The sequence below is a fragment of the Labilibaculum sp. genome (genome assembly GCF_963664555.1).
Lineage (GTDB): Bacteria > Bacteroidota > Bacteroidia > Bacteroidales > Marinifilaceae > Labilibaculum.
Genome location: NZ_OY761461.1, coordinates 2,296,991 through 2,312,626, shown reverse-complemented (window position 1 = coordinate 2,312,626; position 15,636 = coordinate 2,296,991). Strand labels below are relative to the sequence as shown.

The 15,636-nt window shown below is 34.6% G+C and carries 16 protein-coding genes; 3 read left to right on the top strand and 13 right to left on the bottom strand.

Going from position 1 to position 15,636, the window contains the following annotated elements:
• Positions 1-42: 42 nt before the first annotated feature.
• The 10 genes from ACKU4N_RS09190 to ACKU4N_RS09145 form a co-directional block, all read right to left on the bottom strand.
• Complete coding sequence (locus ACKU4N_RS09190) at positions 43-1,686, bottom strand: AMP-binding protein (RefSeq protein WP_321322606.1); 1,644 nt, start codon at positions 1,684-1,686, stop codon at positions 43-45.
• 414 nt (positions 1,687-2,100) lie between these two features.
• Complete coding sequence (locus ACKU4N_RS09185) at positions 2,101-4,059, bottom strand: tetratricopeptide repeat-containing sensor histidine kinase (protein ID WP_321322605.1); 1,959 nt, start codon at positions 4,057-4,059, stop codon at positions 2,101-2,103.
• A 112-nt stretch (positions 4,060-4,171) separates the two neighbouring features.
• Positions 4,172-4,384, bottom strand: a complete 213-nt coding sequence (locus ACKU4N_RS09180) for a DUF5808 domain-containing protein (protein ID WP_321322604.1) — start codon at positions 4,382-4,384, stop codon at positions 4,172-4,174.
• A gap of 248 nt (positions 4,385-4,632) precedes the next feature.
• Positions 4,633-5,688, bottom strand: a complete 1,056-nt coding sequence (locus tag ACKU4N_RS09175; RefSeq protein WP_321322603.1) for a 4Fe-4S dicluster domain-containing protein — start codon at positions 5,686-5,688, stop codon at positions 4,633-4,635.
• On the bottom strand, positions 5,669-5,965 hold the full coding sequence (locus ACKU4N_RS09170; protein ID WP_124994212.1) for a helix-turn-helix domain-containing protein: 297 nt from the start codon (positions 5,963-5,965) through the stop codon (positions 5,669-5,671). The genes ACKU4N_RS09175 and ACKU4N_RS09170 overlap by 20 nt, the downstream gene beginning before the upstream one ends.
• Positions 5,966-5,975: 10 nt before the next feature.
• Entirely contained in the window at positions 5,976-7,910 is a 1,935-nt protein-coding gene (locus ACKU4N_RS09165; RefSeq protein WP_321322602.1) for a 4Fe-4S binding protein, read from the bottom strand.
• A gap of 94 nt (positions 7,911-8,004) precedes the next feature.
• A complete protein-coding gene (locus ACKU4N_RS09160) occupies positions 8,005-9,306 on the bottom strand; it encodes a CoB--CoM heterodisulfide reductase iron-sulfur subunit A family protein (protein ID WP_124994214.1) in 1,302 nt (433 codons plus the stop codon).
• 5 nt (positions 9,307-9,311) lie between these two features.
• Positions 9,312-9,719, bottom strand: a complete 408-nt coding sequence (locus tag ACKU4N_RS09155) for a hydrogenase iron-sulfur subunit (RefSeq protein WP_124994215.1) — start codon at positions 9,717-9,719, stop codon at positions 9,312-9,314.
• 2 nt (positions 9,720-9,721) lie between these two features.
• Complete coding sequence (locus ACKU4N_RS09150; protein ID WP_124994216.1) at positions 9,722-9,970, bottom strand: sulfurtransferase TusA family protein; 249 nt, start codon at positions 9,968-9,970, stop codon at positions 9,722-9,724.
• A 32-nt stretch (positions 9,971-10,002) separates the two neighbouring features.
• Positions 10,003-10,569, bottom strand: coding sequence for a DsrE/DsrF/DrsH-like family protein (locus ACKU4N_RS09145; protein WP_321322601.1), 567 nt, complete (start codon positions 10,567-10,569; stop codon positions 10,003-10,005).
• 389 nt (positions 10,570-10,958) lie between these two features.
• On the opposite strand from ACKU4N_RS09145, the gene ACKU4N_RS09140 reads away from it, so the two are divergent.
• On the top strand, positions 10,959-11,639 hold the full coding sequence (locus ACKU4N_RS09140; RefSeq protein ID WP_321322600.1) for a Crp/Fnr family transcriptional regulator: 681 nt from the start codon (positions 10,959-10,961) through the stop codon (positions 11,637-11,639).
• 189 nt (positions 11,640-11,828) lie between these two features.
• Entirely contained in the window at positions 11,829-12,731 is a 903-nt protein-coding gene (rarD, locus tag ACKU4N_RS09135; protein ID WP_321322599.1) for an EamA family transporter RarD, read from the top strand.
• A 2-nt stretch (positions 12,732-12,733) separates the two neighbouring features.
• Here rarD and ACKU4N_RS09130 read toward each other — a convergent pair whose 3' ends face one another.
• The 3 genes from ACKU4N_RS09130 to ACKU4N_RS09120 all read right to left on the bottom strand — a co-directional run bounded on the left by ACKU4N_RS09130 (position 12,734) and on the right by ACKU4N_RS09120 (position 14,582).
• Positions 12,734-13,186 (bottom strand): YybH family protein, encoded by a 453-nt coding sequence (locus tag ACKU4N_RS09130; RefSeq protein ID WP_321322598.1) that lies wholly within the window; start codon positions 13,184-13,186, stop codon positions 12,734-12,736.
• A gap of 381 nt (positions 13,187-13,567) precedes the next feature.
• Complete coding sequence (locus ACKU4N_RS09125) at positions 13,568-14,338, bottom strand: transporter (RefSeq protein WP_321322597.1); 771 nt, start codon at positions 14,336-14,338, stop codon at positions 13,568-13,570.
• 16 nt (positions 14,339-14,354) lie between these two features.
• On the bottom strand, positions 14,355-14,582 hold the full coding sequence (locus ACKU4N_RS09120; protein WP_321322596.1) for a putative signal transducing protein: 228 nt from the start codon (positions 14,580-14,582) through the stop codon (positions 14,355-14,357).
• A gap of 345 nt (positions 14,583-14,927) precedes the next feature.
• On the opposite strand from ACKU4N_RS09120, the gene ACKU4N_RS09115 reads away from it, so the two are divergent.
• Complete coding sequence (locus ACKU4N_RS09115) at positions 14,928-15,548, top strand: CatA-like O-acetyltransferase (RefSeq protein WP_321322595.1); 621 nt, start codon at positions 14,928-14,930, stop codon at positions 15,546-15,548.
• Positions 15,549-15,636: the final 88 nt, after the last annotated feature.

Here is a 15,636-nt window from a genome sequence, read left to right as displayed (position 1 = left end):
GTTAGGTATAACATTTGGGGTGAAGTTTAGTCTTTTTTGTTTCTAATGGTATAGAAACCGCTTTATTTTATGCGTTGCCGTTTTTTGAAATGGGTCAATTTGGGCGATCACTAACTGAACCTGCGAAAATTTATTTACACGTGAATTCACATAAACCTGTAATTCCTGCATTAACTCATCAACAGTGTCATCGACATAATTCCCCACCTCTTTTTTAAGATGTTGATATTGCTGTTCCAATTCCTCATAATTAAAATGAACCATTGCAACCAATTTTCCTTTCTGCTCAATAACTACAGACTCTATTACATGTTTAAAGTTATTGATTACCGATTCTATTTCTTCCGGATAAATGTTTTCTCCACTTGATCCAACAATCATATTTTTCAATCGACCTTCGATATATAAATAATTGTCTTTATCCATTTTTGCCAAGTCGCCGGTTTTAAACCAACCATCTTCGGTTAAAACCTCCTTGGTTTTTTCGGGCTCTTTATAGTAACCCATCATCACATTATCACCCTTTGCCCATACTTCTCCAATTTGAGTAACAGGGTCTGGATTATTGATTTTCAGCTCAACTCCGACTAAAGCAGGCCCTGTAGATTGAAATTTAGTAATTGCCGGACCACATCCTGCAATTAATGGTGCTGTTTCTGTTAATCCATAACCAATTGCATAGGGAAATTTTGCTTCACGCAAAAATAGTTCAACCTTAGAATTCAATTTAGCTCCGCCAATACCAAAAAAGGTTAATTTACCACCAAAGGTTTCCATTAATTTTTTTCCGGCAATTGCATTCAGCTTCTTGCGGAAAAACGGAATTTTATATAAATATTTGGTAACGGCTTTCCCATTAATCGACGGTAAAATTTTACTCCTGTAAATCTTCTCGATAATCAATGGTACCGAAAACATGATGGTTGGCCGTACTTCTTTAAATGCTGACAATAATAATGAAGGCACGGGAGCTTTTCCTAAATAATAGATACAAGAACCGGCAATCATCGGAATCACATATCCCAAAGTATTTTCATAGGTGTGCGACAAAGGTAAAATTGAAAGAAAACGATCCGTTTCATCTATAGGATGGATTGTTTTTGACAGAATAGCATTGGAGCAGATATTTTTATGAGACAACATAACACCCTTAGAGTTGCCTGTTGTTCCAGACGTATAAATAATTGCAGCCATATCATCCTCACAAACCTGATAATCCTGCTTTGGTTTTTCAGAAAGATCAAATTTCGGTGAAGATTCATTTGTATGAATTAAATTGAAATCTTCAATTGCAATAATCGATTGTAAGGTTTCAATTTTAAGGTTTTTAATTTTAGAACGCAAACCTGTCGAAACAAAAACAGCTTTTGCTTCAGAATGGCTTAAAATATTTTCAATCTCAAACTGACTAAAATCAGGTAACATTGGAACAACAACTGCACCCATAAAAGTTGTTGCATAGTAGGCCATACCCCAATTGGGCATGTTCGTGCTCAACAGAGCAATTTTATCACCCGGTTTAATTCCCAACTTCTCAAAAAATGCAAGTAAGGCTTGAATATTTGTATAAACCTCGTTATAAGTAAAGGGAGTTTGCCCAACAAGGGCCATTGCATTACAGTTGCCGAATTTCGCTGCAGTTTCCGAAAAAAGCGCAGGAAAAGTTAAACTTTTATACTGTTTCATCATGGTTTTATTTGTCCGTTGCAGCTCAATATTAAGGTTGAATTAATACAAACTACATATGCAAGTTATAAAAAAAACAACATTGGCATTCAATTTTCACCAAATAGCTTAATCGATTGTATTTACATCAAACAGATAGCATCCCACCCAGACACTTGTAAATAAGCATCTTGACACACGTTGTACTTCACTGCAACACTAAAATAATTCCACTTCATAAATCCTGAAATAATTCTTTTTTTAATACATTTAAGGCTCCAAACCTTAACCTGTATCAATGAAGCCTCGTCAGTTTCTCTCTTTATCTGCTATTGGTACAATTGGCTTACGAGTCAGCCACAAAACATAGAAATGTAGTAAAAAATAGAATTAGGAGATAAGAAAGAAATATTTAATCATGAATGATTCTTTCTTTTAACCAGGAAACTCGATTTCAAAAGTACTTCCCTTTCCCAATTCACTTTTAACTTTGATTGTTCCCTTATGAATTCGAATTAATTCGAAACAAATACTTAAGCCCAAACCGGTTCCCTGTTCGTTGTGCAAACCTTGAGTACTATTTATTGTTTTTGAATTATCAAATAATCTATTCAAAATATCCGGCGACATCCCGGTGCCATTGTCTTTTACTTTAATATTCACATGAGAATTTGTTTTAGTCGCATCCAATCTAATCAAACCACCCTCATATGTGTATTTAATAGCGTTGGAAATTAAATTAATTAAAATTGTCCGAAGAATATCCGGATCGGCCATAACCTTCTGTTCAATTAAATTATTGAATTCAATCTTTACCTTATATTGCTGTTGCTCTGATTCAAAAAAACTGTTTAACTCATCAAACAGCTGATCAAATGATATTGATGTCGGGTAAAATGAAATAGCTCCTGTTTGTGATCTAGACCAATCCAATAAATTGGTCAACAGCTTCATTCCTTCCAATGATGACTGATGAATATAACCGGCAAACTTCTCTGTATTTTGATAATCACCTTCTCTGCTCTCCTCCATTAATAACTCACTAAATCCAATTAAAGAATTAAACGGATTTTTTAAATCATGAGAAATTACTGAGAATAATTTATCCTTTGTCCGGTTAATTTCGGCTAGCTTAAGATTCAATTTCCGCTGTGACTGATAACGCCAATAAAGAATAACAGCAATTATCAACATCAGAATGATAATAATCACCAAGTATAATTCTTGAAATTTTCGGGATGCTAATTCCTGCTCTGTTTCGGATAGAGTTTGCCGAATCGTAAATCTATTTTGCATCTCCTCAATAATCTCAAATTGCTGGATGGAAAAAATGGAATCGTATACCAATGAAAACCTATCGTAGCTCACCATTGCATTTGACTGATCATCAACAATTTGATAAAGTTCAACAAATGCCCTATATGTTTTTAGAATTTTGGAATTCAATCCTAATTTGCTGGCAACACCAAGCGCTTTATGCAATGCAAGCTCTGCCTCTGCACGTTCATTTTTATGAGCATAAACTAAGGCCAAACCGATATAATCATCAACCATACCAAAATTATGCCTGCGCTCCTGATTTAATTTCAATGCTTTCTGATAATATTCAAACGCTTTATCGTACTCACTTTTCAGATAAAATATATTAGCCATTCCTGACAAACAAAAAGCAGCATATCTGACATTACTTGAACCCAGACTTTTCTGAAAAGACTGCTGATAATATTTCATTGCTATATCATGATCTCCTTTTGCTTCATAAGTCCGCGCAATTTCCAAGGTTACCGAGCCCATCCCCAATTCATCTCCTAACTCCTTCCATAATGATTTAGCCTTTTCAAAATATTCCAGTGCCAAATCAAAATCTTTCTTCTCACGATATACCAAACCCATATTCACGTATGCATATGATTTTCCCGCATCATGATTAAGAATCGTGAATATTTGCAATGAATATTCGGAGAATTTTAAGGCTAAAGGTATATTTCCAGTTAATAGATATAAATCACCTAAATTGTTATATGAATAAGCCAGCTGCACCGAGTCTTTTTGTTGCAGGCTATACTCCAAAGCCCTATGCAGGTAGGGAATTGATTCTTTAGTTTTGTATAAATAGTGCAATTGAACAACCCCAATAAACCCATAGAGTCTTGGCAATTCTTTTTTTATATCATATTGAATCGCTAATTGCAAAGCCTGCTGTCCAAGAATAATGGCAGAATCAGAATTAATTTCCCGTAAACTCCAGCACTTGTCTCCCAGCAATCTTACCTTTTTCGAAATTTCTACCTCCGAGAAAAGTTCAGAAACAGTTTTACCTCCCGACTGGGCAAACGTGACTGTGGTAATAAATACAAATATGATTAAAATAATAAAGTACCGGGATCGTATCATTAAGTGTCCAATTAAGAAAACTAAATATAAAACAAATTCCGTGGAGAAAATTGATTTGCCAAAATTATGAATAAGCTTTTTGAGTAAGGATATTTATATGGATGTAGAACCACTAAAATAGTTGAGAACCTACAATAATTAACACAATTGCAACTACAATCAGATACGCATATGGATTTGCAAAATTAAAAGTCCAGCCCAACATCGGATTGTATTTGGGGACAATTAATCGTGGATCTTTTCGGTTGCAATAAAACGGGCCATGCCAATTTCCCAGATTCTTACTCATTGAATCCAGTAAATGTTGATCAAGTTTTCTTCTCATGATTAAATATTTTTATTTCTTGATTTAACCTTTCGTAAAGATAAATAAAACAAATACCAACAAAAAAAATGGCCTCAAATCAGAAAACTGATTTGAGGCCGCAATATTCTTTCGAACTTGAAATTCTTTAGCAAGACTATTAAATTAATTCCCGTCATTTAAAAAGTAAAGTGAATGAAAAGCAGATCCAAGGACACTTTACTTAAACAATAGCCATTAATAATATTAGCCTGTTAAAACAATTTTAATTAAGACACCGAAAGACTTTTTAATTTCTCAAAATACATAGCAAACGAACGATATAAAAAATGTGTCCACTTCCCAAAAGGCACTATAATAATAGCCCACTGCACAAGAATCGTTAAATGAATTAAATACATCCAAATATTAGTTTCCAGAATATCTAAATCGATAAATAAACGGACAACAAAAGCACTCAATCCCATTAGAAATAGCCAGATTACAAAAAACCAGTCGCTTGGATGTGAATTTTTACTCACCTGCGTTTTTTTGTTAAGGCGTCCAATCATGAAAATAAATGTTACTGAAAAAATAACTGCACTTTCGAGATAACCCAAAACCAGAATGAAACTGCTGTCGGTTGCAAACCAATCCAAAAACACTGTTGTGAAAAGCAATGATAAATAACCAATTACAAGGATTAAGTGCTGAAACCAACGGGTTTGACTATCATCACAACCCAATGTTCTTTTTTGGGTAAACATATGAACAATCAGTTCGCTAAATGATTTTAAATAAGCAGAGAATGACACATTCACCTTTGGTTTTCGGATTACCATATTCCACATACGAATAAGATTCGGAAGTAAAATCAGTAGAAAAACACTACCAATTGCCGACATCTCAAAATAATGACCGTAATGCAATAATAATTCAGGTTCAAAATTAAGACTTAATGCAAACCAAATTACTCCTACTGCCAACAAAACAAATGCAATAACAGATGTACTTAGAGATTTATACAACATCCCTGAAAGCCCTGTCCAATCATATTTTGAAGTCAGGTATCTGCGAAGTGACATCATTAATTCACCTGGCTCTGCTTCACGTGGGCACGTTGCACTGCAATCGCCACAATAATAGCACAACCAAGGTTCCAATGAAGTTTGAATTTCATTTTCCAAACCAAGTACGCTATATCTTACCATTTTCCGTGGAAACGAGTTGTCTTCGTCTGACAAAGAGCAAACAGCTGTACAATTCCCGCAATTATAACATGCGTTTGTATCAAAAGCGCCATAGCTTTGCAACTCAGTTGTGAATTTAGGATTTATCCTTGCCATTGTCTTTTATTTTGTAATAAAAATATTCGTCCATATCATCAAGGTCGCCTGTTTCAACAAAACCGTATTTCATCAAGCTCATCAACTGATACAACACCTCATCTCCAGGTATATTTAGTGCTTTGGATAGTTGAGGAACGGTTTTATCCCCTTCTTTCAAAGCATCCATCAGTATTTTTTTTGTTTTTGTAAAATATTTAAGGTTCTCCATAACCTCTTTGGCTACAGGGTTCTTTTCTTTCCGATATTTTGCGGTTTTACCTTTTTCAACTTCCATATTCATAGTTTTAATCTGTTGATAATAAAGCGTCAATCATACTTTCAATTTGATTGTCAGTATATCCAATCAATTCAATTGCATTGGACGGACAAACAGGCATACACATTCCACACCCTTTACAAACAGATTCATTTACAACTGCAACCAGCTTACCATTAACATCTGCTTTTGTTAAAGCACTAAATGGACATGCATCATCACATTTACCACACCACCCGCAGTTATCCACATCAATTTTGGCAATAGTAGGTGAAAGAGAAAGTTCTCCCGAAGCAATTAATGAAAAAGACTTGGTTGCAGCAGCCAAAGATGAATTCATTGATTCCATAATATTCTTTGGCCCTTGAGAAGCACCTGCGATGGTTACACCATCAATTACTGTTTCAACTGGTCGCAGCTTCATGTGAATTTCATTAAAGAAATTATCTCTTCCCCTGGGAATTTTCAGAAGACTGCCAATTGAATTGTCCTGGCGGGGTACCATACCAGTTACCAAAACCACCAAATCAGCTTCCACTTCCAAAGTTTTATCGGCAGTTAAAATATCGTTAATAGTAACAATAGTCTTGTCACCTTCCTTAGACACAACCGGTGGATGATCTTCAAATGACTGCAAATAAATATCCCCCAAACGAGAAGATTCATCGTATAAAACTTCCTGTTTCCCATAGGTTCTAATTCCTCTGTTAAAATGGAAATTATACAGATCTTTGTATTTCTTTTTAGCAGTGATTGCTGCATGTATGGTAGCTGTGCAGCAATACCTTGAGCAATATTTATTATCCCCGTCAACCTGACGACTACCTACACAATAGATATAGGCGACATTCTTAACCTCTTTTCCTTTATAAACAAGCTTATCATCGCAATAATGAACCAAACGTTTAAATTGAGGAAGAGTAACAACATTATCAATCGTTTTATAACCAAATTCGTCATTTTTTGGCTCGTATGGATCAAAACCTGTTGCAAGAAGTACAGAACCAACTTTAATATTTAGAAATTCATCCTTCTGACTAAAATCAACATTTTCGCAAACTTTTTCACACTCTCCACAGCGGGTACAATTCTCTATGTCGATTACCGGAAGTTGAGGATATTCACCGGGAAAATTGTGATAGATAGCCTTACGTGTAGTAATATTAAAGTTAAATTTATCGGGAACAACTACCGGACAAACTTCAATGGCTTTCCCTAAATTACCCTCGTTGCAATCCAATTTCATATGACGAGGAGCAATTTTCACCTTCAATGAGATATTTCCAACACTCCCGCTATTCTCAATAATTTCAGCCCCTGTAAACAATGTAATATTTTTGTGATTCATTGCTTTGTCGTAAAGACGGGTAATTAACTCTTTACCAGTTTCATCTGACACAAACAAATCATCCCATTGAGCAACTCTACCCCCTACAAAAAATTCACGTTCTATTAAATATACCTGAGCTCCTGATTCGGCTAATTGGATTGCTGAACGAAGCCCTGCAATACCGGCACCAACAACAGCTACAGCATTGGTCGCAGCTACCCGAAATGGTTCAAGGGCATTCGACCTCTTCACTTTTGCAACAGCCGCTTTTACAATCTGAATTGCTTTCTCGGTTGCCCCAACTTTATCATCAGAATGAGCCCAGGAAGCTTGTTCTCTGATATTTGCATGAATATAATTGTATTTATTCAACCCGGCTCTTTCAGCAACAGCGCTAAATGTAAGTAAATGTAATGTGGGAGAACAAGAAGCAACAACGGCACCATCCAATTGCTTTTCTGCAATATCTGTAACCATATCCTTCTGGTTGGAATCTGCACAGGCAAACATAGTTGTTTTCGATAAAAATACGCTTTCATCCTTCTCAATCTCGGCCCGAACCTTTTCCACGTCAACGTAATCTGAAATATTCCCTCCGCAATGACATACGTAAACACCTATTTTCTTTTTCATATGATTATAATTTGCTTTGTTAATTGCCATATGGAACTTTCCATGCTGGAATAATCATCCTCCTGTATGTCAAAATATCCTTGGCATGGACGTTTCATAACGATGCCCTCCTTAAATAACTTGTAGTTTCTGCAGAAGCAGCACCTGCTGACAATATTGAATCAGGAATATCCATTGGACCCGTAGCTGTACCAGCAACAAATACGCCATCAATGCTGGTTTCAGCAGGACTGGCCAGAATATCATTTTGATTGATAAATCCATAATCATCTAATCGTAACGATTCACCTTGGAAAGAATCAGAAATTTCAGAATTAGACATCACACCTACTGAAAGTACAACCATATCGTGTTCTGCTTCCTTCACCTTACCTTCTTCAATATCTTCGTATCGTAGAATTAAGTTTCCGTTTTCCTTCTCAGTGATATTACCAATTTTACCTTTAATAAATTCTACACCCATGTCTTTGGACTGATCGTAAAACTCATTAAAACCTTTTCCAAATGCTCTGATATGCAAGTAATAAATGGTCACATCAGCCATTGGCAGCGATCCCATTAACAATTGACCTTGTTTTATGGAATACATACAACATACCTGGGAACAAATTGGGTTACCTACCGATTTATCGCGTGAACCTGTACACAGTACATATGCGATATTATCAGGCATTTTTCCATCTCCAGGTCTCAGAATGGTATTAAAGGGTCTGGTTGGAGCGAGTTGTCTTTCCATTTGCATGGAAGTAATTACATTTTTATATTTTCCGTAACCGTAACGTGGAATTTTAAGCGGATCAAACAAGTTAAAACCGGTAGCCACAACTACAGCTTTGGTTTTAACAATAAAGTCATTGTCTGTTTGTGTAAAATCAATACATCCTGTCGGGCACACTCTTTCACATGCTCCGCACAAAGTGCAATTTATGATATCGATAGCTGCAGCACGAGGACTCGCAATACTAAATGGAATAAAGGCAGCTTTACGCCCCACCAAACCTTGTTGGTATTCGTCTATTACACTAACCGGACATGCTTTCTCACACAATTGACATGCTGTACAGTCCTCGATATTTACGTATCTTGGTTTTTGATGCACATGAGCCTCAAAATTATGTTCTCCAATTTTATCAATCTTCTTAGCCTCGGCACTAAACATGATCGTAATATTGGGATGTCTGGATATTTCAGATACTTTAGGAGTAGTGATACAAGCCGCACAATCCAGAGTTGGGAATACCTTGCTAAGTGCAATCATCTTTCCACCAAGAGATAAGTCTTTCTCAACCACCAAAACCTTATAATTAAGATTTGCGAGATTCAGAGCCGCTTCTCCGCCAGAAATACCACCGCCTACAACAAGAACATCATATTCTAATATTTTCTTTTCCGACATTCTGCTTAATTTGAAGAATTCATTAAATAATTAGTAAAACTCTTTACATGTTTTACGAATGGCTCACTGCACACAGAACATATGGCCGCCATTTTAAGACGAGCTGGATCCATTCCTTTTTGCTTTAAAAGTTCTTGAGTTGCACCTACAAGCTGACCGGTTTTATCGACACAAGATTCACCATATGGACAGTCGGTTCCATCAGCAGCTATAAATACACCATCAAACCCTTGCTCAAGGGCATGTAAAATCCACTTTGATTTGATTCCACTTGAGCAAGGAACTGTGATGGTATAGACAGTAGGCGGATAATGTAATTTCAATAAGCCCGCCATATCAATAGCCGGATCGGAGATTTTTTCTGTTGAAAAAACCAAAATCTTCGGGCTTTTATTTACTTTTTCCGCTCCCATCTTTATTTTTTTAGATAAATTTTATAAAATCCAGATTCTTCCAGCGTTCCTAAACATTCGAACCCTTTTTTGTTACACCATTTTGGAATATCATTTCTTGTACCTTCATCGGCAGAAAGAATCTCCATAATTTGACCTTTATCAATAGTTCCAATTGCTTTTTTAGCTGCTAATAGTGGTCCGGGACATGAAGTTCCACGTGCATCTACAGATGTATCTGCTTTTATTTCCAATAATTCTTCTTGTGTCATGATCTTAAATTTTAATAATTAAAAAATTCTCTTTATATAAATAACTGTGATGTGCTCTCACCCATATCTCCGGCAAATGTTACAGCACCTGCAAAACGCATATTTGGATAATCAATCAATTCTTCTTTTTTTATTCCCATCAAATCCATCGACATCTCGCAAATAGTAATTTCAATACCAAACTCACCAGCTTGTTTAAACATTTCTTCCAAAGAAAGAACACCATGCTTTTTCATAATCGATTTGATCATTCGTGGTCCCATTCCGCACATATTCATATTCGATAATTTCAATTTCTCCTTTCCTTTAGGAAGCATAACGCCAAACATTTTAGAAATAAAATTCTTTCCAGTGACTGATTTTTTAGGATCACGTAAAGCGGCAAGGGCCCAAAATGAAAAGAATAATTTCACTTCTGTATCCATTGCAGCTGCTCCGAGAGAAATAACCATAGCCGCCAAAATTTTATCAAAATCACCTGATACAACCGCGATTGATAATTGATCTTGATTCATACCTTCCAGCATGGAAACCTTTGCAGTAAGGGCGTCAATTTGTTTTTGAAAATCAACAGCCTGAATTTCTGTTACTTGTTGCATTTTAGTTTTGAATTATATTAATAAACTTATATCTGAGTTTTGAGTAAATGTTGGTCTTGACTTTTTCTGCACACCAATTATTAAATCACACATATCCAGAACAATTGCCCCTCCAAGAAGAACAGTTCTGACAATCAATTTTTAATTTGTCATTTGATTTTCAATTCGTGTTGATTGCAAATATATAGAGAGGAAAAATGCCTTCTGGTTTTTAAGGCGTGATGTGAAATATATTTTAGTGTGATTCATATCACATTATAGAAATATTTATATATTTACATCTCGTTTCATTACTATAGCACAGTAAAAACATATTTAATACACATATTTGACTCAAAATCAGAACAATTAATAAATAATTATTTCTTTAATCCTGATAAGAATAATTTATGAATGAAAAATCATGTAAATTTTGCAGCAACAGGTCGTCTGCTTCAAATTTTTTAAACGATAAAGAACTAAAAATGCTTGAGGAAAGCTGCGTAGATGTACAATTCCAAAAAGGTGACGTTATTTTCAGACAAAATGCTCTTTCTTCAAATATTATCTTTGTAAAAAGTGGATTGGTGAAAATACATATTACCGGTCCTGAGAGAGAACAAATTTTAAAGATTATTAAAGGACCTATTTATCTTGGAATCCCTACAACCCTAGGAGATAAGGTGAATCATTATTCTGCCACAGCATTAATGGAAACAAGAGTTTGCTTTATTAGTTTAGACTCTTTTAAAGATTTTATTGCATCAAACAGCGATTTTGCCTACGAAATAATCACCGAATTATGCAAGAATGAATTAGGGCATTTTGATCATTGTGTAAATCAAGTGCAAAAGCAAAGTCAGGGAAGAATTGCCGAAGCTCTTTGCTTTTTTGCTGAAGATATTTTTGACGAGCCAAATTTTTCACTACCTCTCTCCCGACAGGAATTTGGTGACTTAACCGGTAATTCAAGAGAAAGTGTTTCCCGGATACTTGCCAATTTAAATAATGATGGTGTAATATCATTAAATGGGAAAAACATACAAATTCTGAATATGGAACGCCTGAAAAGCATCAGGAAAAATGGTTGAATCTCTATAAAATACCATTCTTAAATACTCTTTTACCTGCTCTAACATTCATTCAGATTATTTATTATTCCAAAAGATAAATTCTCCTTACATCATTCTTTACGTCTTTTAAATTCGATATCTGGCAAGCAAACAATTTTGATTTTAATTACATTTGCCCAACAAAAACCGATGCTCACTCAAACTTTTATGGAAGATTCAAAGAATACTACAATAGGATATGTATATGCCCTTCAAGCCTTTTTCACTTGGGGAATACTGCCTATATTCTGGAAATTACTTTCCAATGTTTCTGCGATTGAAATTTTAGCTCATCGAATTTTTTGGTCGTTTGCATTTCTTATTATCCTTTTACTACTGACCCGGAAAAAAAATGTATGGAATTTATTGCGTCAAAAGAAAACACGTAAGAGTTTAATCATATCATCTTTGTTAATAGGTTTAAATTGGGGATTATTCATTTATGCCGTAAATGCAAAACAAATTGTTGAAGCCAGTTTAGGTTATTACATCAATCCTATCGTAAACGTAATACTTGGAATGATTGTTCTTAACGAAAAGTTGGATAAGCTAAAATACATTGCAGTATTAATAGCATCTGCTGCAGTTATTTACCTTACAATTGATTACGGAAAATTCCCTTGGATTGCTATTATTTTAGCTTGTTCTTTTGGTTTATATGTCTTAACAAAAAAAACAGCTGGAATTGAAGCAATACCTGCTCTGGCTGTTGAAACACTAATTCTGGCACCATTTGCATTGGGATATATCCTTTATAAAATGTGGATAGGAAATGGAGCTTTATTTACCGGCAGTATATCAATCTCAAGCTATTTGATGCTAACGGGAATTGTTACCACTTTGCCTTTGTATTGGTTTGCAAAAGGAGCACAACGAATTCCACTGTCAGCATTAGGATTTATGCAATATATTGCACCCACCCTAATGCTATTAATTGGCGTATTGATCTATAACGAACCATTTAGATACGAACAACTTATTGCCTTTGGTTTAATTTGGATTGCGTTAGCTCTTTACACAACTTCCATAATCAGAAATACAAGAAAGAAAATTAAATCAACTAAACGATAATCCTATTTTCTTAAGCCCTGATTTCCAGAATCAAGTACATATTTCCAATCATTATTTTCATCTTTTTTCCAAACTGAAACATAGGTTCCCTGATACAAGGAATCAACCGTCTGAAAAGAATAAGTGCCATAGGTATAACCTAATTCGCCCGATTTTGAAACATCAGCATCCAATGGGCACCAGGTAAATGTAATTTGAGTATCATCTCCTGAAAATTGTTTTTTAATATTTTCTTTTCCTATCAGCGGACTACTATTATCCTTCAGCATTACTGCCTTCTCTGCTGCATATTTATAAAAGGCTTTATTCATACCATTCTCCAAATAATCAGAAAAAGCCATATCGGTTTCCATTAGTAATTTTCGATTCTCTTCTGACTTTACAGATACACGGCAAGAATTGAAAGAAAAAAGAAAAGTGATCACAATGAGCATGCTGTTGCTATAATATTTCATATTTTCCATTTATTAAATACGTTCTAAAAATAAATAATATCACAAAAATTACCATTTATAAAATTCGAAAGAACAAATTTATTCAAACGATCAATTTGAAAGTCTTATAATTTCTGTTGAAAATGTATTTGCTGTTCCTATTCAGCCGGCACCGGCACATTTCTTTACCTGGCATGTGGAAAAATTGAATTTGAATTAATTTCATTTTCTCCCTTATTGAATCGGATGATTTAATTGCCTTCCCGAAAGGTCAGATGTGTCATTTAAAAGAACAGTAAGATTAAAAAATTTTAATTTCAAGGAATCCTCAAATAAAGAAAAAAAGCTTGCTCAGTAATTCTGAACAAGCTTTTTTCTGAATTGATGTATGCAATACCTTTATTAAGGTATTCTAATTGATAATCCTAAGCTAATAAAAAAATCCGGAGAAACCTTATTTAATCCAATTCCAGTGGAAAAATCAAGCAGTAAATCCTCATTTACAAGGTAAGTCATTCCTGCATCCCAACGATGGTCATTTCTTCCTTCTTTAGGAAGAAAACCATATAATTCTGCGAAAGCTCCTAACTTTTCCGATAAACTCATCTGTATCACAGCAGTGTATATTCCTACTGCTGTATTGCCATTCTCAACACCACTCCAAGCCAGCCCGAAGTTACCACCCAAAGACATTGCTTCATTTAGTGAATATTCTCCATTAACACGAAAATCAACACCCAAGTATTTATTTTCGTACCAGCTTGCTCCGGTATTTGGAAGCGTAACAGTGGTCATAAAAGCTAATTTTGGAAGAACTTCATTTTCCTCCAGCAATTGAAATTTTGCACCGACAACAATTGGGGCAAAACCACTTTCATCAAAATTGCCCCCATCAAATGAAACATTCGTTCCCAAATAAGCGAGTCCTAATCGAAGTTCCATTTTCTCAAAAAGACCATAACGAACCAATGTTGAATTATACGTTGTGTTCTTGATTTCTGAATTATATCTTTCAAACGAAAACCCCGATTCTATTTGGAATTTTTTCAATGGAACAATGGCAGCAGATACAGTCTGATTGGAACGATCTGTCACTATATCTTCCTTCTCCTGAGCAATCAAGCACCCCCAGAGCAACACAGCAAGAGTCAACAAGGACATTTTTTTCATCATGCTCTGCGTATAATGATTATTCTTTTTGCAATTCTTCAATACATCTCCTTGCCTTTTCAGCGTCCTCATCTGCAACCAATAATTCAACAGAATCTGGCACGCCACCTAATCCAACAATGGTGCCTGAACTAAATTCATCTTTCCATAAAGAAGCAACTCCAGCCTCTTCCAATCTTTCCTTATAATATTGCACGTCAATAATTGATCCTATAAATACGCAGGTTAATTCGGTTCCGTCTGTCATAATAAGTAATGTATTAAAAATTTATGTTTTCTAAACCTAAGATATGGAAAACTTTCCAAATTCCTAATTTCGATTTATTAAAAATACGGAACACTCTCCTTAAAAAAAATCAAATCTCTGATTATGCAACCCTTACAAAAACAACCTTTTGTATTATATTTATAAGCCCGCGAAATAAAATTCTTTCTTTGAAACAATTGTCCTGTTTTTCTATGTATATTCTACAATATTTTGCCTTGAATGATTCCCAAAAGATTGTGATCACAGAAGAATAAGAATTAAAAGAAACAAATTTGAAACAATAGATTCTTCAAAAATAAATTATCGAATTTAAAAGTTAGAAATATGATAGAAATTGATATTGACAATTGGGAACGTAAAGCTCAGTACTATTTTTTCAAAGATTTTGACGATCCATTTATGGGTGCAACTTCCAATATCGAATGCACCCAAATGTTCCTAAAGACAAAAGTAATCAATGAATCTTTTTTCATTCATTATATGCATAAAGCACTGCAGGTTATTAACGAAATTCCTGAATTCAAACTACGAATTTTAAACGGAAAAATAGTTCAATATCCCGTTATAAACGGAACAACTACTGTCTTTAAAATCAATAAAACATTTAATTTTTGCTATTTCAATTATCTTGAAAATTTTGACAATTTCTACATTCAGACAAAAAATTCAATTGAATCAGCAAAAAAGAAGGACATATTAGTTTCTGAACCTATGTTGGATTTAATATATGTTTCAGTAATTCCCTGGCGTAGTTTTACATGTATTAAGCATCCGCGGATATTTAATGGTTCAGATTCTATCCCTAAAATAGTATTTGGAAAAGTTTTTAAAACTGGAGATAAGTACTTTATGCCGGTTAGTGTTGATACTCATCATGCATTAATGGATGGATATCATGTTAGTACATTCTTTAATAAATTTGAAGAATTATTAACGATGAAATAATTCCTAATTGGTCTTTAATTAGATAAATTGATGCTCTTTAATTTCTGATAACAAAAACGAATGATTAAAAAGAGTATTATTTAAAAAT